Source organism: Kitasatospora sp. MAA19, from assembly GCF_029894125.1.
GTDB lineage: Bacteria > Actinomycetota > Actinomycetes > Streptomycetales > Streptomycetaceae > Kitasatospora.
In genome coordinates this window covers 48,215-69,384 of sequence record NZ_JARXYZ010000024.1, presented here as the reverse complement: position 1 = coordinate 69,384, position 21,170 = coordinate 48,215, and the positions used below count along the sequence as shown (strand labels likewise).

Genomic DNA, 21,170 nt, shown 5'->3' with positions numbered 1-21,170 from the left:
CGTGCCGTATTCCCTTGGGTGCGATCAAGGTGATGGTCGAGGGACCAGTGCCACCCTCGTCGTGTGCTGCCCAGGCTGGCACTCTTCCGGGGGATTGACCTGCTGGTTCGCCGACAACCGGACACGTGGCACGGTACATCTGATGGCGCGAGAGACCATCACGTCGATCCGGAGGTCCACGTGCACTTTCAGCGATCCGCTGTACGGCGAACCATCGCGGTGGCCATCACGTCAGGGTTGGCGCTTCTGGCGCCCGCGCCTGCCACAGCCGCGCCGCACCCGCCGAAGCCGCACCGGCAGGTCTACGCCTACGTCACCAGCCTCGACGGCCATGTGTACCTGATCGACACGAGGACCAACAAGGTCCAGGGGCTCGGGACCACTACCGTCGGCGGCGGTCCCGAGGAGGTGGAGGTCACCCCTGACGGCGCCAGTCTCTACGTGACCAACGCCTTCAAGTACGTGTCGGTGGTCAATATCGCGAAGACGAGCGTCACGAACATCCCTTACGACCAGACCCCGCTCTCTCCCGACATCCTTTACGGGGAAGCGATCGCCCCCGACGGCAAGCACGCCTACGTGGCCGTCCAGAACCCCTTCCACGGGGACAAGGTGTCGGTGATCGACACCGCCACCAAACAGGTCTCCGCCACCATCCAGGTCAGCAGGCCGGACCACATGGTGATCAGTCCCAACGGCAAGCGCCTCTATGTGACCGACGACAAGGGCAGCCTGTCCGTGATCGACACCGCCGACAACCAGGTCATCGCCACCATCCGCCTCAACGAAGCGGCCAACGGCATGGCGATCACCCCTGACGGCAAGCGCCTCTACCTGTCCGGGGACAGCGGCGCCGTCTCGGTGGTCAACCTCAAGAAGCAGAAGGTCGTCCGCACCATCTCCGGCGCCGGCACGGGCGGGCTGGCGATCAGCCCCAACGGCCGCCGGGCCTACGTGGTCGGCGTCGACAACAAGATCGTGCAGGGCAAGGTGTCCGTGATCAACCTGACCACCGACACGGTCACCAAAACCATCCCGATCGGCGACATCCCGCCGAGCACCGGGTCAGGCAGGTACTTCCTCCCCGCAGAGGTGGCCGTCACCCCCAACGGGAAGAGCGCTTACGTGGTTGGCTCCTACGGCCACGGGACACCCCAGGGGACGGTGTTCGCGATCAACACCGCGACCGACGCGGTGACCCCCATCACCGTCGGCGCCGGCGACACCATGGGGGTAGCCGTCGGCCGGCTCTGACGGCGACACGAGCGCTCCGGCAGATCCCGGCGGCACGCGCTTCCTCGACGCCCGCCGTCTGCATCAGGTGCGCTGCACCGGGAGATCCACCGCTCGAGCACGTTGCATCTGACGCAACATCGTTGCATCGGTTACGCACACCGGCCCTGCTGACTTCCGAGGGGGCCGACTCCGGTCGGCCCCCTCGGAAGTCAGCAGGCCAGCGGCCTGCGCCGGTCACGCCGAGTGTTGCATCCGATGCAACACCGCTCGTTAATCCAGGTAGATGCCGGCGAAAGTGCCGTCGAAGCCGAGGGCCACCCGCGCGGCTTCGGTGGTGGCGTGGCGGGTCCAGGTCGGGTTGGCGATCAGGGCGTCGAAGTCCTTACGGGTGATCTCCGGCTCCAGCCACTCCTTTCCGCAGCGGCAGCGGACCCACACGTTGCGGCGGTGGTTGAGCAGCAGCCAGTCTCGGCGGGCGCGGCAGGCGGAGCACGTCACCGGCATGCCGCGCAGCGCGAGTTCGGCCGGGTGCAGCAGACCGCGGACGGACTCCGGGCCGTTGGGGGTCTGGGTCTCGTACTCCAGTTGCAGGAGCGGGTCGGAGGTGGTCGGGACCGGGGTGGTGATGGTGTGCTCGGTGGTTCTGGTCACGGGCTCTCCGTTCGTGGTGCTCGGGTACTTGCGTAACACCTGGTGGAACCAGGTGTCGAGGGGTTTCGGGAGGGCCGCTCAGCGGGTTGCCGGTTCAGCGGCGTGGTGCCGGGCGGCGCTGGTCTGCCGCCGTCGGCTGGGGCGGTGCCGACTGCACGGTGCGAGCGTGTTCCGGCCCCGTCCGGGCCTGGATGCCGGCCGCCGTGCGGGGGCGCTCGGGGTTGGCGGGCAGGTCGGCGAGGCGGCGGATGCGCCAGACGAGGACGTCGGTGGTGTTGCGGGCGGTTTCCAGCTCCCGCCGGTCGACGGCCTTCTCCAGGAGGGCCTTGGGGTCGTGGCCGGCCTTCTCGGCTTCGGCGAGGACGGCGGCCAGGGCGTCGTGCTCGCGGGCCGGGCCCTTCGGGCTCTCGACGGCGCCGAGGACGGTGCGGATGGTGGTGTCATGGCGGCGGCGCTCGCCCTCCGGGAGGGCTCGGCCGATCTCGCGCATGGTGCGCATGGGGGTGGCGGCGGCCTGTTGGTAGGCGGCGCGTAGGTGGTCGGCGGCCTGGCGGGAGGCGGCGGCCTGCTGGGCGTGGCCGCGGGCGGAGTGCCAGCGGGCGGCGGCCAGGGTGACCAGGACGAGAGTGGACAGGACCATGGCGGTGGCGCCGCCGTCCTCGCCCCGGCCAAGTGCTCCGCCGGCGTGGACGATTCCGCGGGCGGCGGAGCGCAGGGCACGGATGTCGGCATTCTCGGCACGGACGTGGCTGCGGGTGGCGCGTTCGAAGGCGCGGGCTGATTCCCGGAGTTCGGCGCGGGTGACGGCCGGGGAGGTCTGGGCGAGGGCGTCGAGAAGTTCGCCAGCGCCGACGAGCTGGGCGGCGGCTTCGTCGTCGTCCTGGTCGAGAGCGGCGGCGGCGCGCTCGGCGGCGTGAGCGGCGTCCCAGCGGCGGCGCGCGGGAGCGGAGCGGCCGGTGCGGGCCGGGTGGTTGTCCGGCTCCGGGGTGGCGGGTGCGGTGTCGAGGCGGAGGCGGATTCGGGGCAAGGAGAGGTCGGGGGCGAGCTTGGCCCCGGGGAACCAGATGGGCTCGCCGGTGCGGTTGCGGTCGCCGGGCAGGGCGACGTTGTAGCCGGTGAGGTCACCGGACGGCAGATGGCGGAGCTTCACCCGCAGGCCGGCCTCGCGCAGCCGGGTGAAGAACTCCTCCTCGCTGTCGGCTCCAGCGACGGCTTGGCGGACGGCTTCGCGCAGGGTTTCGCGCGGGGTCTCGGTGCGGCCGATGCGTTCGGCCTTGAAGCGTTCCTGGCTGGTGGGGTTCTTGGCGGCGGTGCCGTCGCCGGGGTTGAGCTGGCGCAGGCCGTACTCCTTCTCGATGAGGCGGGCCTCGGCCTGGGCCTTGCGCTTGTCGAAGCTGAGGTTGGCGAGGCGGCCGTCCTGGCGGACCAGGGTGGCGGCGATGTGGATGTGGTCGTCGGCGTGGCGGACGGCGACCCAGCGGCAGGCGGCGGTGTCGCCTTCGGGGGCGATGCCGGTGGCGTGGACGATGCGCCGGGCGATGGTGGCCCACTCGGCGTCGTCGAGGTGCCGGTCACCGGGGGCGGTGCGCAGTGAGCAGTGCCAGATCTTGTTGGCCGGTGCCTGCTTGCCGAGGGCCTTGACGGGCTGGTCGAGCTGGCTGGCGAGCTTGGCGACCTGATGCCGTTCCGGGTTGGGGCCGGGGTCGGGGGCGAAGTTGTTCCAGGAGGCGACGAGGTGCTGGTCGGTGTGCTCTTCGTGCTTGCCGGGGCCGAAGAGGTAGTCAATGAGGGGGAAGGCGCGGTCGGTGCCGGTGCGGATCTTGGGGATCACCGGCGGATGAGCCAGTCGACGGCGTCGTCGACCGCGTCGATGGCGGCTTCGACGCGGGCCAGGAGCTGGCGAAGCTCGGTGCCTGGCTGGCCGCCGGCGTTCACGTAGTGGGCGAGCTGGTTGAGGTTATTGCCCACGGCGCCGAGCTGGCGGTTGGACTCCATGAGTTCCTGGATGCCGCGCCGGTAGTCGGCGACGGCGGCGCTGGGGTCGGTGCTGGCGGCGGCGAGGGTGGCGGCGGCGGAGAAGCCGCCCGGGGCGAGGTCGGCGTGGTCGGCGGCCTGTTGGACTGCGGCCCACTCGGCTTCGCTGAAGCGCAGGCTGACGCAGGTGCGGCGCTGGGTGGCGTGGCGGGGACGGCGGCGGCGCGAGGTGGCGCGAGCGCTGGCTGGCGCGCTCTCCTGTTCTGCTGGCACCCCTGGGCCGACTTCCTGGTCGGTGGCAGGCCCCCCTGGGTCTGCCACCGACCAGGGTGCCGACGACCCGTTCGGGGCGGTGGCGGGGTAAGCATGGCTTACCCCACAACTTGCTCCGCCAGGAGCCTGATCACGGTCACGTTCCGGTCCCTGAGTGGTGCGGGCCTGGCCGGGCGCGGTCATCGGCTGGCCTCGGTGTCGCGCTGGCGGATCTCGCGGACGAGGTCCTCGACGAAGTCGAGGGCGAGGACGGGGTGGTGGAGGGTCCAGGAGCGGGAGTGCCGGCCGCACTGGACGCTGCGGGTGCCGTCAGGGAGGGTTTCGACACGGTGGAGGTGACCGCGCTGGTGCAGGACGGCGAGCCAGGAGTCCGACTCGGCCCAGGTGGCGGGGGTGGTGCACATGCTGGGGTGCTCCCGTTTGGTGGTGGTTCGGGCGGGTGACCGCCGGGGTGACCGTGGCGGTCACCCCGGCGGTCGGGTGAAGGTCAGTCCCGGTCTGCGGTGGCCGGCTGACCGTGCTGGGCGCGGAGCTGGGCCATCAGCTGGGTCAAGGTGTCGCTGGACAGGGGGATCTGCTGGCCCCGGATCGCCTGGGCAACCACCTTGCGGGTCAGCTTGTCCTCCTCCTTGACCGCCTGTCGGGCGATCTTCAGCAGGTCCTCGGTGTCCAGGTCCGTGCGGCGGTCACCCTCCTGGTCACTGACCTGTGGGGCGGCGACCGGAGTCGTGACCGGCTGGCCGGTGACCTCGGCGAGGCTGACCTGTGCGGCGGTGACCGGCCCGCTGTCCGCCGGTCGATCAGTGCCCGGCCGGGCAGTGTCCGGGTGACCGCCCAGGTCAGCGGGCTCGGTCAGGCTGACCGGGCTGACCGGGGTCAGCATCGGCCGCTTCTCCGACGCGGTGACCGGGCGGCTGACCGGCTGACCGGCGCCGGGGTGACCGGTGCTGCCCTGACCGCCGGTCACCGGGCCCGGTCGCTCGACCCAGTCAACCTCGGCAGTGACCTGACCGCGGTCAGCGTCGGCCGTTCGGTCACCGCAGCCGTCCGAGTCAGCCCAGTTGACCTGTCCGCGGGCGATCAGGATGTAGAGGTGGACGGCGCCAGCCAACGCGAGCGGGGCGATGGTGGACAGCACCGCGACCACCGTGTCGCCCAGCCGCAGTCCGGTTGCGGCGCTTTGCTCGTTCATCCGGACTGCGTGCAGGGCGTTGGCCCACAGGCTCGCCCCGGTGGCCGCGCCGAAGAGCGTCCAGACGTAGATCCGGGCCCGCAGCGGGGCGTCGCGCAGCACCAGCAGGGCGCGCACCCCATAGGAGATGAACCCGTCGATCACGAGCGGGAACAGGTAGGTGAGGAAGCCTCGGACGTGGATGGCGACAGCCATCTGCTGGAGGGCGTCGTAGCTGAGCGCGCAGCCGGCGGTGCCGAGGGCGATGACGACGGCCCGGTCCCAGCCAGTGACGGGGGCGGTGGTCGGCATGGTGGTGGTGCTCATGCGGCCGTCCCGAAGTCGTCCCGGTTCAGCTGGTCGGCAGTGTCACCGGTCGTGGCCGTGCGGGCGGCGTCTTGGGCGATCTGCCGGTGGCGGATGGCGCGCCGGGTCTCGCGGTAGAGCTTGAGGGCGTGCTCTGGTGTGATCTTGAGGAGCCAGGCGAGGCGTTCGACCGGGACGTCCTGGCGGTATCCGGCGAGGACGACGGCGCGGCGCTCGGCCTTGGTGAGGTGGATGTCGCGTCCGGCCAGGGTGGCGTTGACGCGGCTGTAGTCGAGGCGGTTGGCCAGATTGGTGTGCAGGGGTTCGCGTTCCTCCTCGGTGAGGCCGCCCCGGATGCCGTGGGTGTCGCCCGTCTCCAGCGCGGCGTCCAGGCAGGTGCGAGCGACGGGGCACTGGGCGCACAGCGCCTTGACGGTGGCGATCTTGCTGGCTTCCTCCGGTCCCGGGAAGAAGGTCTCGGGGTCGACGGAGTTGTACTCGGTCGGGGTGCAGACGGCCTGGTCCTGCCAGGTGTGGTCACCGAGCGAGCGGTGGCGGACAGGGCCGGTGGTGATGGTCATGCGGGGTTGCTCCGATCGCTCTCCGCGCACAGGGCGGCGTCGGCAGAGAGGTGCGCTGGGTCGGTGAGGTTGGGCGGCTCGCCGTCGGGCGGGCCTGGCGCGGCGGCCGTTCAGGCGGCGCGCTGGAGCCGTCTGCGGTCGACCCGCTCGAAGCTGACCCGGGTGGTCATCTGTGCGAGCCGGGAGGTGACGCGGTCACCGAGGCAGGTGCGCAGGTCCTTGATCGGCAGGTTGGTGGTGATCAGGGTCGGCAGGCAGTGGTTGTAGCGGCGGTTGATCAGCCGGTAGGTCTGCTCTTCGACGAACTCAGAGCTCTTGGCGGCGCCGAGGTCGTCGAGGATCAGCAGCGGCACCCGGCTGTAGGTCGCGAGGACCCGCTCGGCGTCGGTGTCCGCGCTCGGCCGGAGCTCCGCGTAGAGGTCGGCGGCGGTGGTCGCCCGCCAGCGCACGCCGATGCCAGCCTCGACCAGGCGGCGCACGGCGCCGTACGCCTCGTGGGTCTTTCCTGCGCCGACGACCCCGGCCATCAGCAGGCTCGGGCCGGTGGCGACCTGGCGGCGGGCGCCACGGCTAGGGGCAGCGGCCTGGCCGGCAACCTGCCGAACCCAGGCGAGGACCTGCGGGTGCTCGGCGACCGCGTCACGGTAGCGGGGAGGCATCCCGGCGGACAGCGCGTCATCCGGCGAGTACGGCTCCGCCTCGTCCGGGAAGCCGTCGACCGTGGCCTGGTCGATGCCCCGGGAAGCCAGGATCCGGGCCATCCGGTCGAGCACCGAGGGCCCGTCGGCGAGGGTCTGCGGCTCGCGGTGGGTGCGCATCACAGCTCCTCGGCGTAGGCGGCGGCAGCGTCGACCGGGTTGGTCCACGCCTGGTGAGCGGGCACGTTAGACCGGAATCCCGGCCGAGCCAAACCGGCGCCCTGTGCATTCATGGCGTCGTTGACGAGGCTCGGCAGCCGGGACGGGTGGCCCTGGATCTCGGCGTACCGCCGCAGCCCGGACCGGACGTGTTCGGCCGAGATCCCTTCGGCGAGCAGGGTCTTGACGACCTTGCCGAGGTGGCCGAGCACGCTGCCCGGCGGACGCCGGCTGCACGCGGCGACGTACTCGCCGATCAGCTGGTTGGGCGAGACGGTGTCCGCGTCGGGCGCCTGTCGCCCCGTAGGGAAAGAAGATCCAGGATCCAAGATCCTAGATCCAGGCGTCGAGGGCTCCGGGAGGATTCGGCGAGCATTCGGGGAGCCCTCGGCGAATGTCGCCTGACCTGCTGTTTTCTTCTGGGTCGGAGCCGCCGCCGGGTCGGCAGTTGCCTCAGCGTCATCTCCGGAAGCGGAGCGAGCGGGCGGCACCGACGACAGTTCGGGGAGTTGGTCAAGCCCGGCGGGAGCGTTCGCCGAGGTTTCGGCGAATTCGCGGCGAGCACTCGGGGCTCGCTCGGCGGCGGCTCCCGGGGTGTCGACGAGGGCGGCCCGCTGGATGCAGGGGCCCTTGCAGACGCCACACCGCTCCGGCTCGCAGTGCGGGCACGCGGGCAGCCGGGACAGGCTCGGCTTGTCGATCTTCTGGTGGTTGTGCCAGGTCGGATAGTGGAAGTACTTGCGACCGTCGCAGCCGGTGTACCGGCAGATCGCGCCGACGGCGGCGAGCTGCCGAAGGTGGTCCTCGACGTCCGCCCGGCTGATCTCGTCGCGCAGCGGCCAGATCAGGCCGTAGATGATCGCGGCTTGGTCGCGGTGCCTGCCGTGGTCGTCGGCATGGTTGGTCATGCCGAGGAAGGTGACCATCGCCGGTATGGACACCTCGGCCAGCGTCTCGGAGACCCAGGTCTCCGGCTTGACCGATCGGATGCGAGCCATGTCAGCGACCCCGACCGGCGAGGGCGAGCTCCGCGGTGCCGAGGTCGAGGGTGTGGGGCAGGCTCCAGTCGGCGTCGGGCCACGTCCGCAGCACCCAGCGGGAGGCGACCTTGGCGGTGACGCGGGTGATGGGGATCGGATGACCGGCCATGTCCACTGCGGAGGCATGGGGGTGGGGCCATCGGTGGTTCGGATCAGTCAGGCTGATCCGAAGAGTGTCGGCGCCGGGGATCATGTCGTTGAGCTGGGACGCGAGCCGACGGTGGCGCTCTTGATCTGGGCGCGCGGTTCCGCTGGGCGTGGCTGGCATGCGATACTCCGTGGCTCGTAGGAGCGCATGCAGCGGTCTCGTGCAAAGAAGTCCCGCTGCGTGCGTGGTTGTGAATCGGCGCCCTTCGAGGTGCCGGCCCGGCGTCTGGGAGTTGGTAGCTCCCGGGCGCCGGTCTCATTTCCGCTCAGTTCTGGGTCTGTACAGGCCCCGGGGCGACAGGGGCCAACCTGCTGGCCCCGCCCCGGGCTGCTGGCGGGAGCAGCACCATAGGGGCCATCCGCGCTGCCAGTCCAGGGCGTTTGCCAGCGGCCCCACCAGGGTCTTTCCACTGCTGAGCCCGTCATGGCGGGACCAACGTACACTCCAGTTGCGCCATTGAGTCAACTGCTGTGTCGAGATTTGGGCCTCGGACGTGCAGACTCACACTCTCCAGTGGCTACACTGGTCGCGACGACAGGAGGTGGGCATGACCAACGGAACAGGGCGGACGTTCGCCGACCGGCTAGAGAAGCTGTTCCAGGAGGTTCACCCGAAGGGTCGTGGCCCGTACACGTATGCCGAGGTGGCCAGCGCCATCAAGGAGGCTGGCGACGGTGCCATCACCGCCAGCGGGATCCAGCAACTGCGCACCGGTGCGCGCACCAACCCCAAGATGGCCACCATCAGGGCTCTGGCCGATTTCTTCGGCGTGCCCGCCGGCTACTTCTTCGACGACGAGGTGGCCGAGCGAACCGCCGCCGAGATCCAGCTCGTCGCCGCGATGCGGGACCAGCAGATCGCGACGGTCGCCCTCCGCTCCGCCGGCCTTTCCACCGCAAGCCTCAAGATGGTGCACACCGTCATCGAACAGGCCCGGGTACTGGAAGGACTCCCGCCGTCTGACGATCTTCCGGGCGTCGACCTGAGCGAGTAGCCGCTCAGTCCATGCGCATGAGGATCATGAGCCGCACGGTCGGCCGCCGAAGTGGCGCGAGGACCATCATCCGAACTGCGATCTCCTGCTCGCCGTGATACGGCAGCCGAAGCCGCCGTACGTCACCGTCCGGATGGTGGATCAGCTCAGTGTGCTCCCACATCTCCCGCGCCTCCGGACTCCCTTGGAGAATTTCGCGCGCAACCTGCTGGAGCTCCGCCTTTTCAGGATTCTGGAGGCAGGCGTAGCGCAACTGAGCGAGCATTGGGCCAGCCCAGTCCTCTGCCCACCGGACGAGCTGAACGCGCGCCTCTGGATACAGGAAAGCCCACTTCATGACATTGGGCTCGTAGGGGATCCAGGGAAACCACTCGATTTGGGGCCGATTGTGCCCGAAGACGTTCCACGCCCCATCCGATAGATAGGCGGGATTGGGTAGTTGGTCATCCAACAGTTGCTGCATTCCCTCGTCGAGGATCTTAGCCTCTTCGGCGTCAACGGCTGGGCGCTGGCGGGGCGGGTGACCCACGGTCCTCCGATATAGCACCTCGCGTTCCGCCTCGGATAGCCTCAAGGCCAGGGCGAGCCGGTCAAGAAAGTCCGCACTAAAGTTCGCTTGGCGCCCCAGCTCCAGCTCGCGATACCAGCGGTCGGTCACACCAGTGAGCTCGGCAACGTCCAACTGTGACAGCCCCGAGCCCCGCCGGCCCTCACGGACCAGCCCAGGAATTCGTCGAGGATCCACGCGTGCGCGCCATGAGCGCAGAAGCTCACTCAGAGACTGCGCGGGATCATCCTGCGGACCCGACCCGATTCCCGGATTATTCACAGCGGAGAGCATATTCCCCCGCTTCCGATTTCCAGCCCCCTCCCAACTCGTGGCGCAACTCACAGATCAACTGACACTTTGTCAGAAGATCGGATTTTCCTCCGATCGCTACTCAGCGCATGCGAATGTTCCACGTCCCACCACCTGTCGGCACCAGGAATGCACCGGGCGTGGACCGCCATAGTTATGGGCTCGACTACACCCAGCAATCACCGCACCGCTCATCGCGCACTACGACGTCAGCGAGGTGGTCTAAGCCAATTCGTCACAATGCGTAAGCGGAAGCAAGTTTTCCCGGAAGCGTCACTTCCTCTTAGCGCCCGGCATGGTTAGAGCGCAGGTTCGAGTGCCTTCCGGTGTAGCGCCGTGACGGGCTGCCTGCCCCCACCTGTCGTCGTCAGCACATGTTCGGGAGAAGCAGCATGTCGGGTCGTTCTGTTCTGGTCATCGGCGGAAGCCGCGGGATCGGTCTTGAGGTCGCTCGCCAGATGGCTGAGCACGGAAACCAGGTGGCGGTCACCTCCCGTTCCGGCGAGGCTCCTGCGGGGCTGTTCGCTGTGAAGTGCGACGTGACGTCGCCTGCGGACGTCGAGCAGGCGTTCGCATTGGTGGAAGCCGAGCACGGTCCGGTCGAAGTGGTGGTCGTCAACGCGGGCGTCACCCGCGACACCCTTCTTCTCCGGATGTCGGAGGACGACTGGGCTGCGACCATCGAGACCAACCTGACCGGGGCCTTCCGATGCGCCAAGCGAGCCCTTCGCTCGATGCTGCGCGTACGGCGAGGCGGCAGGCTGGTGTTCATCTCGTCGGCGGTTGCGCTTGCGGGCGAGGCTGGCCAGGCCAACTACGCCGCGTCCAAGGCCGGGCTGATCGGGTTCGCCCGCTCCGTGGCTCGGGAGTACGGCAGCAGGGGCATCACCTCGAACGTGGTGGCCCCTGGGCTCACGGCGACCGATATGACCGCCGTACTGGGCCAGGAGCGGCTCGACGAGATCGTCGCCCAGGTCCCGCTGGGCCGGATCGCCCAGCCCAGCGAGATCGCGGCGGCGGTCCGCTTCGTGGCAAGCCCCGAGGCCGGCTACATCACGGGAGCGGTCATCCCAGTCGACGGCGGCGCCGCCATGGGTCACTGACGCTCCGCCGCTTCCCCGACGCGGGATTCAACTCCCGCACCCTGCTGATCGCCCGACCACGTCCTGTACGGGTTTCCCAACAGGCTCGTCTTCTTCCAGGGGTGACCATGGACAGCAGCCAGCTCCGGGCTGCATGCGAGCAGCGCCTCGCTCTCCTCGAACTGCCCCATCGCTTTGGCACCCAGCAACTCCGCGAGGCAGTAGCCACCCTGCGGGGCAAGCCGATCGTCTTCCGCCGGCTCCCGGCAGACGCCGACAACTCCACGCCGTGCGGCATCCGAGTCGAGACACCGTCGGCCGACCTGCTCTTCGTCGAGCAGGGCACATCCGCCGCGCACCAGATGCACATCCTCGCGCACGAGATCAGCCACATCCTCTGCGACCACCCGGGTTCCCTGGCTCTGGGCGACGGCGTCGCCGCGAGCATCGGGTTCAACCCGACGCTCGCGCTGCGGATGTCGGGCCGTACCACCTACACCACCGCAGACGAGCGCGAGGCCGAGCTGCTGGCCACGCTCATCCGCCAGCGCGCCTACCGCGAGAGGCTCCGCCCATCACCTCGTCCGGCTCGAGCCGACGAGCGCTGGGACGCGATCTTCTCCTGACCCATCCAAGGAACCTACGTGATCAGCGCCATCTTCGGCGGGATGCCCATCCTCCTGCTGGCAGCTTCTCTCTACTGGGCGCTCAGACGCCGTGCCGGCCAGCGCCCAGCCGGCACATTGAGCATGTCGGCCTTCCTCGCATGCTTCGCGGTTGCCTTCAGCGCCTACGCTCCAGTGGTTCGCAAGCTGGAAGACTCGATCGCACTCGACTTCTCCCGGCTGGTCAGCAACTCTGCAACTCTTTCCGCGGCAGCGAGCGTGACCTCGATCCTGCTCTTCCTCAACTACCCTGCTGCGGAGGCCCGTCACCGGCTCCGGCTCCGTCTCCGGCTCCTGGCCCTGGCCGTCGCGACGATGGCAGTTGCCTTCGCGCTCACTCCGTCCTCCCTCGTGTGGAGCGCCTCCGAGCGCCAAGGCTCCCTCGACGAAGCCACCGTCACCCTGCACCTGTATTCACTGGCCTATATCTGCTTCCTCGCCTACGCGATCTTCGACTGCCTAGCCCAGACCTGGACCCGGTCGCGCACCGCCACGCGAACCAGCCAGCGAGTCGGGCTTCGGACCACTGCCGTCGGCTGTGTCTTCGCGCTCGTCTACACGACGTACAAGGCCATCAATGCCGTTGCGGCTACCTTTGGTTGGGAAGCGATCCCCGGGCATGATCGCTGCACGAGCCTGGTCACTCCGGTGAACTGTGCCTTCGCGGTCACCGCTCCAGCGGTCAGCGTGCTGCTCATCACCCTGGGCTTGACTCTCCCTGCGCTCCTCTGGCCGCTGACGCGCTACCTCCAGCGGCGCTGGGAGCTTCGGTCGCTCGCCGACCTCGAACCGCTCTGGCTCGACCTCACCGCCGCGATGCCCGGCCTCGTCCTCCAGCCGGACGCTAGCGCGGCCGAAGCTGACTTCCTCCTGCAGCGCCGCGTCGTTGAGATCAGCGACGCCGTCCTCACTCTCCGGCCCTACCGGTCGCTCGCGGTTCAGCAGGAGGCAACCCGAGAGGTGGAACGCCATGGACTCGCCGACGCGGTCGAGGGCGGTGCTGTGGTCGAGGCTGCGGTGCTGGCCGTCGCCCTGCGGACGATGGTCTCCGGTGGCTGCCCCGAATCCGAGCGTGCTCCGCAGGCGCCCGGCACTGCGGCCCGCGCGGGAGACCTCCGCGCCGAGACAGCCTGGCTACGCTCAGTCGCGCGAGCCTACGCCGCGAGCAGCATCGTCCAATCCGTACGACAGCCCCCCTTGGTCCCCGAGACCGCGAACGGATGAGCATGAGCAGTCCCTTCCAGGACCCCGACTTCCTCCGGGATCCGTACCCGACGTACGCGGCGCTCCGGCGCAACGGCGCTGTACAGAAACTCCCAGGCACCGGACACAAGGCCGGCTACGTGGTAACCGGCTACAGCGAGGCGAAGCAAGCGCTCGCCGATCCTGGACTGTCGAAGGACACGGCGCGCTTCTTCGCGGGCAAGGAGACCGGCCGCAGCCTCCACCCCGCCGTCTCGCAGAACATGCTGGCCACGGATCCGCCGGACCACACCAGACTGCGGCGCCTCGTCACGAAGGCGTTCACTCCCGGTGCCGTCGACCGTCTGCGCCCGTACATCCTCGACCTGGCCGACGCCCTGACCGACTCGTGGGTGCCTGGGGGGCGGGTCGACGTCATCGAGAGACTCGCCATCCCGTTGCCCGTCACCGTGATCTGCCAGCTCCTCGGCGTCCCGACCGCCGACCGGGACCGAATTCGGGCGTGGTCGACAGACCTGTTCGCTGCCGGCGACCACAAGCGGATTGACACCGCCTCCCACGCCCTCGCCGAGTACATGGCCGAGCTGGTCGCTTTCAAGCGCCGCGCACCGGACGATGCTCTGCTGTCCGCGCTGGTCAACGTCCGCGACAGCGACGGCGACCATCTGACCGAGCAGGAGCTTGTTTCGTTGGCGGTGCTGCTCCTGGTCGCCGGACACGAGACGACCACCGCCGCGATCGGCAACGCCGTCCTGGCACTGCTCCAGCACCCGCACCAGCTGGAGCTGCTGCGGTCGGACCCGAACCGAATCGAGAGCGCGGTCGGCGAGCTTCTTCGCTACGACTCCGCGGTCACCATCGCCACCTGGCGCTGGGCTCCCGAACCGGTCCGAGTCGGCGAGACGGACATTCCGGCAGGCAGCCCGGTATCCGTCAGCCCGGGCGCCGCCAACCGCGACCCCGCCCGCTTCGCGGACCCGGACCGGCTCGACCTCGAACGGGAAGACGCACACGCGCACCTGGCCTTCGGCCACGGCATCCACCGGTGCCTCGGCGCACCGCTCGCTCGCGCCGAGGTGGCTACCGCGCTACATGTGCTTCTCGCGCGCTTCCCCGAGCTTCGACTCGGCCAACCCGCCGACCAGCTCCGCTGGCGCCACTCGCGGCTCATCCGCGGACTGGAATCGCTCCCCGTCCTGCTGTAGGGCGCCAAGCGCCCCGACCCTTGAAGTGCTCAGAGTTCACTCGACCGAGTAAGCGGTCTCGAACTCACACCCACCAAGATCGATAGAGCAACAACTTCGTAAGACACCAGCTGCGCGCACCTTCCGGGTGGACGGGAGAGTCTCCGACGGCCCTTACCCTGGTTACTCCTGACTATCCACCAGCCGGAGAATCTTGAATGGGCGCGAAGCAGAGCGATTGGGTGGCCGCAGCTGCGGACCAGGTGATCGCCGAGGGGAAACGCCGGGGCGGGGCTCCGTTGGTGTGCGCGTCCGGAATCAGCCCGTCGGGCCCGGTGCATCTGGGGAACCTGCGCGAGATCATGGTCCCGCATTTCGTGGCGGATGAGCTTCGCCGTCGGGGCTTGGAGTGTCGGCACCTGTTGTCGTGGGACGACTACGACCGGCTCCGCAAGGTGCCGGCCGGTGTCCCGGCCAGCTTCGCCGAGCATGTCGGCCGCCCCTTGACGGCCGTGCCTGATCCCTGCGGCGAGCACGAGAACTGGGCGGAGCGCTTCAAGGCTCCGCTCCGCGCGGCGCTGGCGCTGTTGGGCGTCGAGGTCGACGAGATCAGCCAGACGCAGATGTACCTCTCCGGGGTCTACCGCGAGCAGGTCGTGCACGCGATGCGGAACCGCGCACAGATCGATGCCGTTCTCGACCGGTACCGGACGAAGAAGGCCGACGCCGAGGTGGAACAGGACGAGGAGGACCTGGCCGCTGTCAGTGCCGGAAGGTACTACCCGTACCGGCCGTACTGTGAGGTCTGCGGCCGGGACTCCACAACGGTCACCGGCTTCGACGACGCCAGCACGCAGATGCGGTACCGGTGCGAGTGCGGCTATGAGGGTGGTTTCGCGCTGTCCGAGACGGACCGCGGGAAGCTGGTCTGGAAGGTGGACTGGCCGATGCGCTGGGCCTTCGAGGGCGTGACCTTCGAGGCCGGCGGCGTCGACCATTCCTCTCCTGGCTCGTCCTTCACCGTCGGGTCGCAGCTGGTGCGCGAGGTGTTCGGCGGGCTGCCGCCGTCGTACCTCGGGTACAGCTTCGTCGGGATCAGCGGGATGGCGAAGATGAGCAGTTCGAACGGCGGTGTGCCGACCCCGATCGACATCCTGGAGGTCCTGGAGCCTGCGGTGCTGCGGTGGCTCTACAACCGTCGCCAGCCGAGGCAGTCGTTCCAGATCGCGCTGGATGCGGAGATCCTGCGGCTCTACGACGAGTGGGACGCTCTCGGACGCAAGGTGGCCGCGGGGACGGCGACGGACCTTGAGGTGGCAGTGCAGGCCCGCTCGGTCGGTCCGGCGGCCGGGCCGCTGCCTTCCACGCCGCGACCGCTGCCGTTCCGCACGCTGGCGTCGGTGGCGGACGTGGCGGCCGGCGACTCGGTGTGAACGGTCAGCGATTTCCCCCACTTCTGAGGCTTCGTGGTCACGGAATTGGGCTCTGGCGAAGATCGTGTGACCGCCGCGTCTCTCGGTAGCGGATACGCTTTGGACAGACCTCCGCTGGCGCTGGATCATGGCGGCCGTGACCGAGGACGAGGTTTTCGAGAGTATCCGCGTATACGCCGCCAATGCGGGCCTGGTTCCGGCCTCGCCGGAGGCGGTTGCTGAGGCCGAGCGGGTGATCGGCCACTCGTTGCCCCCTCTCTTGCGACGCCTCTATCTGGAGGTCGCGAACGGCGGGTTCGGCCCACGTCGCAGTGTCCTCGGCGTGAGCGGGGCACCGTGGATGGGCGGGAATGCAACCGACCTCGTTGACGGGTATGAAGGATTCAAGTCCGACCCCGATCGGGTCCACCCTGCTGGTGTGGTCCCTCTGTTCGAACTCGGTTGCGCCATCTGGTGGCTCGTTGACTGCCGTGATCCCGCGGGGCCGATGTGGGGGTGGGATCCCCACGGATGCTGCCTCGGTCACGCCCTCTCCCCCCAAGGCCTGACGCTTGCCGAGTGGCTCGCCGAGTCCATCGACGGTCGGGACCCGCGTCCTGTGACGGACGTCGAACCTCCTGCGGGCCCATGTAGTTGACACGGTCAAGCCTCCAACGGCCGACCGTTCAGGCCGTGAGAAGAATCCGCTTGCGGAGCAGGTCGAGGTTGGCGCGGCCGTAGCCTTGCCGCTTGAGGAGCTTGATTCGGGTCACCTGACCTTCGACCTGGCCCGAGCTCCAGGGGCTGGACAGACCCGCAACAACGGCGGCCTGGTCCCGGCGGAGGCCGGCGACCAGGGAGTGCAGGGCGGGGAGGTCGTCGGCGAGGACGCGGTTCATCCAGTCGGGTAGCAGGTCGCCGCGTCGGTCGTGGAGCATGGCGGCGAAGTCACGGACGTGCCCGGCCGCGGCGTCGAGGTGCAGGCAGGCCGCCCGGATCTCCTTGAGTTCCTGGGCGTCGTCGGCGCGCAGGCGGGCCGGGTCGGTCATGATCCAGCGGACCACTCGGCGAGACCTCGGAGCGGGCCGAGACGTTGAGGGTAGGCCATGCTGCTTGGCTCCCCGAAGGTAGCGGCGGACGGTCTGGACGCCCCGGGGAAGCCGAGTTCCCGGAGTTCACGGTGGAGCAGGGGAATGTCACGACAGCCTTCTCTCCATCGTTGGTGCAGGTGGGACTTGTACTCGTCGAGGATGGACTGCCGGTTGACCGCCTTGACGAGTAGTTCGTCGATCCCGCTGGCGCGGGCGAAGCGACGGACGGTGGAGTGGTCCAGTCGCAGTTCCCGACCGATCGCGGTCAGCGACTTGCCCTCGGCCAGCCGTTCCTGGACCGCCGTGTAACGTTCCTTGGTCCGGGCGACCAGGCGCCTCGGGTGGCCGAGGACATCGCGTGTCCCGTCCGGAAGGCTGAAGGACTGGGCGGCATCGCCGACCGGGTCCGGTTGGTCGTTCCGGGGCGCGGCAAACGCGGAACGGATGCAGGTGTGGTGTGAGCCGACGGTCTTCTCGACTGCCTCCGCGAGGTTTCGCCAGAGATGCCACCCGTCGGCGACCTGGACGGCCTGTGGCGCTCCGGTACTGGCACCTTCCGCGTAGGCGCCGGCCCGGTCCCGGCATATGATCTCGACCTCCGGGTGCCCGGCCAGCCAGGCGGCCAAGGGACCGGCCTCCCGGCCCGGCAGCACGTCGATCGGCCGACGCGCCTCCAGGTCCACCAGCACGGTGGCATACGAGTCGCCTTTACGTAGCGCGAAGTCATCAACCCCAAGTACCCGAACGGGAGTTGCGGGCGGCTCAGGCATTGAACGAAGAAGATGCAGCAGGGTGTCCTTCGCGGCGCGGATGCCGAGCAGTGCGGCGAGACGTGCGCCGGGGCGGCCTGCGAGCGTGCGGGCAATGGACAGTAGGACCGATCGCAGGAGCGGAGCCTTGCGGGCGTGCGGGGTGGTCAGCCCCTCGACCTGCTCGGCGAACGTCACCGCAGTGCAGGCGGTGTTCAGACAGCGGAAGCGGCGGACCAGCAGTTCGACGATCACTGCCCGGCCCCCCGATCGCCGCGTCCGCCAGACGACGGACATAGCGACCGTGCACGCGCCGCGATGATCTCCGGCACTGCGGGCACACACCACCAGCCACACGCGCGTGGGCGTGAAGGACGATCTCGGCTGCCGACTGCTGCACGAACTCGACTACAACAGCGGACAAATGGGGAAGAAGGACATCAACGCTCCGTGAACCACACCAGTGACAACACGACAGGTCGCCCTGCGGACACGGGTCCGATCACAATATCTTCGAAAGAGCCGAATTACGTGACCGTCCACACTCGGAGCAGACGCTGCGCATTCTGCGGGACTTCACCGTCGAGGAGCCGCTCGGGAGCTTGGCGGAGGCCCGGCCCCGGTTGGACCGCGCGCAGGCGTGGGTGGTGTGGACGGTCACGTAATTCCCCAAGGGCTGTGGTCACGTAATTCCCCAGGTCCGGGCCGTGTGAGGGGCTAGGTTGGTGAGCGTGAAGACGCGGGGGCGGATGTATCGGTATGTGGGTCCGGTTGAGTTGAAGGAGCTCGTCCGGGCGGGTGGTGAGGGTCGGAGCATGCGCTCGTCGGTGGACTTCGGCGAGTGGGCCTCAGCGCTGACCCCGGGTGAGTTGGCCGAGCCGTTCACGTTCGTCGTCGATTCCGGCGGGCTGCTGCGACTGGCCCCGCGCCGCAGCGAGCACGTGGTGTGCGCCGGCGGCGAAGAGGTCCTGAGCGCCGGTGAGATGAGCTTCCGCGAGGAGTCCGGGCGGTGGGCGGTCGAGGAGGTCAGCAACCAGTCGACCGGCTACTGCCCGGACGTCATCTCATGGCCGGCCGTGGCCGAGGCCCTGGACCGGGTCGGGATCCATCGCCCGTCCGGCTTCACGCATGAGGTGGTCTTCCGCCGCTGCCGCTCCTGCCGGGAGCTCAACATCGTGCGGCAGGAGGACTTCGTCTGCGTCTTCTGCGGCGAGGACCTGCCTCGGGAGTGGAACGTCGCCGAGCTGGATCGCTAGGTGGTCGGCGGCTTGTCGATGGGGCTCTTGGGCCGCTTGTTCGGCCGGTAACTGGGGCCGTTCATGATCACCTGATGGCTGGTGTTGATCAGTCGGTCCAGCAGCGACTCGGCGACGACGGGGTTGGGGAAGAGGGGATACCAGTCGCTGGGGGCCCGGTTGCTGGTGATGATCAGCGAGCGGCCCTGCCGCTCGGAGACGAGTTCGTAGAGGTCGTCGGCCTGGGCCGCGCTCAGCTGCCGCATGGCGAAGTCGTCCAGGATGAGGACGTCGGGTCGGATCAGCTCGCGCATGCGCTTGTCCCAGGTGCGGTCCGCGTGGCCGCCGGCGAGCTCGGCCAGGACCCGGCTGGTCTTCGTGAAGCGGACATTGGCGCCCTGGCGGACGGCGAGGTGGCCCAGGGCCTGGGCGACGTGTGTCTTGCCGACGCCCACCGGTCCGAACAAGATCACCGACTCGCCGGCATGGAGCCAGCGCAGAGCGGCCAGGTCGCGGATCTGGGCCGCGGGCAGCTTCGGGGAAGCGGCGAAGTCGAACTCCTCCAGAGTGACCTGCTGCTCGAACTTCGCCTTCTGCAGGCGCCGTTGGAAGGCGACCGTCTCGCGGCGGGTGATCTCGTCCTGGCAGAGGACCTGCAGGAAGTCCAGGTGGCCGAGTTCGCCGCCGTGGGCCTGGATCAGCCGCGCGTCCAGGGTCTCCAGCATCCCGGACAGCCGAAGCGCCTTGAGCGACTCGCGCAGGGCTGTGTCCATCACGCTCATCGAGCAGCCTCCTCGGCGTCATCACGGCCCGGGGTGCCCTCGGGCTCGCCGGAGGTCTGGGAGGGGATGCTCGCGGCGAACAGGCCCTCGGGGCCGTGGAGGAAGGCCGCGGCCCCGGCGTCGCCGGTCTCCGGCTCAGGGTCGGTCTCGGTGCCCGCGATCAGGATTCCCTTGATGGTGCGGTAGGAGGGGTCACCGACCGCGATGGCCTTGGTGCAGGCCGCCTCCAGCCGCTGATCGCCGTACTTCTTCCGCAGCCCGAGGATCCCCTGGGCCGCGCGGAGCCGGTAGAGCGCGTTGACCTCCAGCAACTGGTCGATCACCTCGCGGCAGGCGTCGCCGACCTCGGAAGACTGGCTGCGGCACCAGATCGGCGTCTTCATCTGGAAGGCGATCTTCTCCGGCGGGTAGTCGTTCTTGTCGGTGCGCTTGCCCTGTTCGAGGGCGGCGTGGGTCTTGACCAGCTCGCCCTCGTGGAAGACCTGGACCATGGTGGCGGTGGAGCGAACGTCGACCTTGCGGCCGATCAGCTTCCATGGCACTGAGTAGAGGGTGCGGCCGACCTTGATGTGGATGTCCGGTCCGACCGCGGCGGTGGACCAGCGGGCCAGCACGAACGGCTTGTCCGGCACCGGCAGCAGGGCCTTGGCCTCCACCGCCTCGAACACCGACAGCGGACTCGCACCGCCCAGCGGGCGGCACTGCCTGCGACCGGCCGTGCCGGCCGACCACGTCAGGGCCTCGGCCTGCATCTGCTCGACCGAGGTGAACTCCCGCCCGCTCCAGAACGAGTCGCGGACATACGGCATCGGCCGCTCGACCCGCGGCTTGTCCTTCGGCTTCGCTGCCCGGGCCGGGTCGACCAGGGCGCCGTAGTAGGTCGCAAGCTCGGCATACGACTTGTTGATCTTCGGATCGTAGAGGTCCGGCCGGTCCACCGCCGTGCGCAGGTTGTCCGGCACCAACCGCCGCGGGACACCGCCGAAGAACCGGAACGCTTCGACGTGGGACTGAGTCCAGGCGTTCTGGTCCATGTGAACCACCGGACGGACGAACATGTGCCGCGAGCAGGGCAGCACCATCACGAACGCCCAGATCCGGTGCCGCTTCCCGGTCGACGGGTTGATCCACTGCCCCAGGAAGCCGTAGTCGATCTGGGCCTCCGAGCCCGGCTCGACGTCGTCCCGCAGCACCGTCACCTTCGACCGGGCCGACTCGTCCGGGAGATTCTCGGTCACCCACCGGCGGAACGTCGACAACGACACCGCCAACTTCCCCTCATCTCTGAGGCGTTGATGGATCGTGGTCACCGTGGTCGTCTCCAGCAACCCCTTGACCAGGTCGCGGTGCGGCTCGATCTCCGCCCACGTGACCTGGTTCAGCCGGCGCCGGGCCAGCTCCGGGAACCAGCTTTTGATCAGCTTCCCCCAGTCCGCCTCGCTCATCGGCGGCCCACCCGGGGCCATCCCGGACGCCTCCGCCGGCGCCAGATACTTCCTGATGGTCTTGCGGTCCACCCCCAACGAGGCCGCGAGCTGGTTCTTCGACCGGCCCGCGTACCAGTGGACGTAGATCTCGACGATGTCGACCACGGTGAACGTTCTCCTTGCCATCCAGAGTGTCCGTCGACCTCTCGGCCTGTCGGTCGAGGGACGGTGACGACTCCGAGACGGTCAG

At 69.0% G+C, this 21,170-nt stretch carries 22 protein-coding genes and 1 pseudogene; 9 read left to right on the top strand and 14 right to left on the bottom strand.

Features of this window, described 5'->3' with window-relative positions; translation table 11 throughout:
* Positions 1-63 precede the first annotated feature (63 nt).
* Positions 64-1,254: a YncE family protein gene (locus P3T27_RS29195; RefSeq protein ID WP_280683806.1), complete on the top strand. Its 1,191-nt coding sequence runs from the start codon at positions 64-66 to the stop codon at positions 1,252-1,254.
* A gap of 252 nt (positions 1,255-1,506) precedes the next feature.
* On the opposite strand, the gene P3T27_RS29190 is transcribed toward P3T27_RS29195, so the two are convergent.
* From P3T27_RS29190 to P3T27_RS29150, 9 genes are all read right to left on the bottom strand, one after another.
* Complete coding sequence (locus P3T27_RS29190; RefSeq protein WP_280683804.1) at positions 1,507-1,887, bottom strand: hypothetical protein; 381 nt, start codon at positions 1,885-1,887, stop codon at positions 1,507-1,509.
* 94 nt (positions 1,888-1,981) lie between these two features.
* A complete protein-coding gene (locus tag P3T27_RS29185; RefSeq protein ID WP_280683797.1) occupies positions 1,982-3,718 on the bottom strand; it encodes a mobilization protein in 1,737 nt (578 codons plus the stop codon).
* Entirely contained in the window at positions 3,715-4,134 is a 420-nt protein-coding gene (locus P3T27_RS29180) for a MobC family plasmid mobilization relaxosome protein (protein WP_280683795.1), read from the bottom strand. Before P3T27_RS29180 ends, P3T27_RS29185 begins: the two co-directional genes overlap by 4 nt.
* A 179-nt stretch (positions 4,135-4,313) precedes the next feature.
* Positions 4,314-4,538 (bottom strand): hypothetical protein, encoded by a 225-nt coding sequence (locus tag P3T27_RS29175; protein WP_280683793.1) that lies wholly within the window; start codon positions 4,536-4,538, stop codon positions 4,314-4,316.
* Positions 4,539-4,621: 83 nt separating this feature from the next.
* The gene (locus P3T27_RS29170; protein WP_280683791.1) at positions 4,622-5,632 is read right to left on the bottom strand and encodes a DUF2637 domain-containing protein; all 1,011 of its coding nucleotides are present in this window, start codon (positions 5,630-5,632) and stop codon (positions 4,622-4,624) included.
* On the bottom strand, positions 5,629-6,192 hold the full coding sequence (locus P3T27_RS29165) for a WhiB family transcriptional regulator (RefSeq protein ID WP_280683789.1): 564 nt from the start codon (positions 6,190-6,192) through the stop codon (positions 5,629-5,631). The genes P3T27_RS29170 and P3T27_RS29165 overlap by 4 nt, the downstream gene beginning before the upstream one ends.
* Positions 6,193-6,302: 110 nt before the next feature.
* The gene (locus P3T27_RS29160; protein WP_280683787.1) at positions 6,303-7,010 is read right to left on the bottom strand and encodes an ATP-binding protein; all 708 of its coding nucleotides are present in this window, start codon (positions 7,008-7,010) and stop codon (positions 6,303-6,305) included.
* Positions 7,010-8,047 (bottom strand): hypothetical protein, encoded by a 1,038-nt coding sequence (locus P3T27_RS29155; protein ID WP_280683785.1) that lies wholly within the window; start codon positions 8,045-8,047, stop codon positions 7,010-7,012. Before P3T27_RS29155 ends, P3T27_RS29160 begins: the two co-directional genes overlap by 1 nt.
* 1 nt (position 8,048) lies before the next feature.
* Positions 8,049-8,198 carry a hypothetical protein gene (locus P3T27_RS29150; protein WP_280683783.1) on the bottom strand — a complete coding sequence of 50 codons (150 nt, stop codon included), beginning with the start codon at positions 8,196-8,198 and terminating at the stop codon, positions 8,049-8,051.
* 586 nt (positions 8,199-8,784) lie between these two features.
* Between P3T27_RS29150 and P3T27_RS29145 the strand changes: the two genes are divergently transcribed.
* Positions 8,785-9,231 carry a helix-turn-helix domain-containing protein gene (locus tag P3T27_RS29145; protein WP_280683781.1) on the top strand — a complete coding sequence of 149 codons (447 nt, stop codon included), beginning with the start codon at positions 8,785-8,787 and terminating at the stop codon, positions 9,229-9,231.
* Positions 9,232-9,235: 4 nt separating this feature from the next.
* Here P3T27_RS29145 and P3T27_RS29140 read toward each other — a convergent pair whose 3' ends face one another.
* Positions 9,236-10,072, bottom strand: coding sequence for a helix-turn-helix domain-containing protein (locus tag P3T27_RS29140; protein ID WP_280683779.1), 837 nt, complete (start codon positions 10,070-10,072; stop codon positions 9,236-9,238).
* A 410-nt stretch (positions 10,073-10,482) separates the two neighbouring features.
* Between P3T27_RS29140 and fabG the strand changes: the two genes are divergently transcribed.
* From fabG to P3T27_RS29110, 6 genes and pseudogenes are all read left to right on the top strand, one after another.
* A complete protein-coding gene (gene fabG / locus P3T27_RS29135) occupies positions 10,483-11,193 on the top strand; it encodes a 3-oxoacyl-ACP reductase FabG (RefSeq protein WP_280683777.1) in 711 nt (236 codons plus the stop codon).
* 107 nt (positions 11,194-11,300) lie between these two features.
* On the top strand, positions 11,301-11,798 hold the full coding sequence (locus P3T27_RS29130; protein ID WP_280683775.1) for a regulator component: 498 nt from the start codon (positions 11,301-11,303) through the stop codon (positions 11,796-11,798).
* An 18-nt stretch (positions 11,799-11,816) separates the two neighbouring features.
* On the top strand, positions 11,817-13,061 hold the full coding sequence (locus P3T27_RS29125) for an MAB_1171c family putative transporter (protein WP_280683773.1): 1,245 nt from the start codon (positions 11,817-11,819) through the stop codon (positions 13,059-13,061).
* Positions 13,062-13,063: 2 nt separating this feature from the next.
* On the top strand, positions 13,064-14,245 hold the full coding sequence (locus P3T27_RS29120) for a cytochrome P450 (RefSeq protein WP_280683772.1): 1,182 nt from the start codon (positions 13,064-13,066) through the stop codon (positions 14,243-14,245).
* 197 nt (positions 14,246-14,442) lie between these two features.
* Positions 14,443-15,645: pseudogene (gene lysS / locus P3T27_RS29115) on the top strand (lysine--tRNA ligase); the annotation flags it as partial.
* A gap of 148 nt (positions 15,646-15,793) precedes the next feature.
* On the top strand, positions 15,794-16,294 hold the full coding sequence (locus tag P3T27_RS29110) for an SMI1/KNR4 family protein (RefSeq protein ID WP_280683770.1): 501 nt from the start codon (positions 15,794-15,796) through the stop codon (positions 16,292-16,294).
* 28 nt (positions 16,295-16,322) lie between these two features.
* Here the strand turns inward: P3T27_RS29110 and P3T27_RS29105 are convergent, their stop codons facing one another.
* Both P3T27_RS29105 and P3T27_RS29100 read right to left on the bottom strand, forming a co-directional pair.
* Entirely contained in the window at positions 16,323-16,685 is a 363-nt protein-coding gene (locus tag P3T27_RS29105; protein WP_280683926.1) for a transposase, read from the bottom strand.
* Positions 16,682-17,773 (bottom strand): ISL3 family transposase, encoded by a 1,092-nt coding sequence (locus P3T27_RS29100; RefSeq protein WP_280683769.1) that lies wholly within the window; start codon positions 17,771-17,773, stop codon positions 16,682-16,684. The genes P3T27_RS29105 and P3T27_RS29100 overlap by 4 nt, the downstream gene beginning before the upstream one ends.
* A 452-nt stretch (positions 17,774-18,225) precedes the next feature.
* Between P3T27_RS29100 and P3T27_RS29095 the strand changes: the two genes are divergently transcribed.
* Positions 18,226-18,732: a hypothetical protein gene (locus P3T27_RS29095; RefSeq protein WP_280683925.1), complete on the top strand. Its 507-nt coding sequence runs from the start codon at positions 18,226-18,228 to the stop codon at positions 18,730-18,732.
* Here P3T27_RS29095 and istB read toward each other — a convergent pair.
* Together istB and istA are read right to left on the bottom strand one after the other, a co-directional pair.
* Positions 18,729-19,493, bottom strand: coding sequence for an IS21-like element helper ATPase IstB (istB, locus tag P3T27_RS29090; RefSeq protein ID WP_280683767.1), 765 nt, complete (start codon positions 19,491-19,493; stop codon positions 18,729-18,731). The genes P3T27_RS29095 and istB overlap by 4 nt on opposite strands.
* Complete coding sequence (gene istA, locus P3T27_RS29085) at positions 19,490-21,106, bottom strand: IS21 family transposase (protein WP_280683765.1); 1,617 nt, start codon at positions 21,104-21,106, stop codon at positions 19,490-19,492. Before istA ends, istB begins: the two co-directional genes overlap by 4 nt.
* Positions 21,107-21,170 lie beyond the last annotated feature (64 nt).

Excerpts from the sequence above, each read along its gene's own strand:
- fabG (WP_280683777.1), top strand. The coding sequence starts at position 10,483 with ATGTCGGGTCGTTCTGTTCTGGTCATCGGCGGAAGCCGCGGGATCGGT.
- P3T27_RS29140 (WP_280683779.1), bottom strand. The coding sequence starts at position 10,072 with ATGCTCTCCGCTGTGAATAATCCGGGAATCGGGTCGGGTCCGCAGGAT.
- P3T27_RS29105 (WP_280683926.1), bottom strand. The coding sequence starts at position 16,685 with ATGACCGACCCGGCCCGCCTGCGCGCCGACGACGCCCAGGAACTCAAG.
- P3T27_RS29160 (WP_280683787.1), bottom strand. The coding sequence starts at position 7,010 with ATGCGCACCCACCGCGAGCCGCAGACCCTCGCCGACGGGCCCTCGGTG.
- P3T27_RS29120 (WP_280683772.1), top strand. The coding sequence starts at position 13,064 with ATGAGCAGTCCCTTCCAGGACCCCGACTTCCTCCGGGATCCGTACCCG.
- P3T27_RS29130 (WP_280683775.1), top strand. The coding sequence starts at position 11,301 with ATGGACAGCAGCCAGCTCCGGGCTGCATGCGAGCAGCGCCTCGCTCTC.
- P3T27_RS29145 (WP_280683781.1), top strand. The coding sequence starts at position 8,785 with ATGACCAACGGAACAGGGCGGACGTTCGCCGACCGGCTAGAGAAGCTG.
- P3T27_RS29175 (WP_280683793.1), bottom strand. The coding sequence starts at position 4,538 with ATGTGCACCACCCCCGCCACCTGGGCCGAGTCGGACTCCTGGCTCGCC.
- P3T27_RS29170 (WP_280683791.1), bottom strand. The coding sequence starts at position 5,632 with ATGAGCACCACCACCATGCCGACCACCGCCCCCGTCACTGGCTGGGAC.
- istB (WP_280683767.1), bottom strand. The coding sequence starts at position 19,493 with ATGAGCGTGATGGACACAGCCCTGCGCGAGTCGCTCAAGGCGCTTCGG.
- istA (WP_280683765.1), bottom strand. The coding sequence starts at position 21,106 with ATGGCAAGGAGAACGTTCACCGTGGTCGACATCGTCGAGATCTACGTC.
- P3T27_RS29095 (WP_280683925.1), top strand. The coding sequence starts at position 18,226 with ATGTATCGGTATGTGGGTCCGGTTGAGTTGAAGGAGCTCGTCCGGGCG.
- P3T27_RS29165 (WP_280683789.1), bottom strand. The coding sequence starts at position 6,192 with ATGACCATCACCACCGGCCCTGTCCGCCACCGCTCGCTCGGTGACCAC.
- P3T27_RS29100 (WP_280683769.1), bottom strand. The coding sequence starts at position 17,773 with ATGTCCGTCGTCTGGCGGACGCGGCGATCGGGGGGCCGGGCAGTGATC.
- P3T27_RS29155 (WP_280683785.1), bottom strand. The coding sequence starts at position 8,047 with ATGGCTCGCATCCGATCGGTCAAGCCGGAGACCTGGGTCTCCGAGACG.
- P3T27_RS29150 (WP_280683783.1), bottom strand. The coding sequence starts at position 8,198 with ATGGCCGGTCATCCGATCCCCATCACCCGCGTCACCGCCAAGGTCGCC.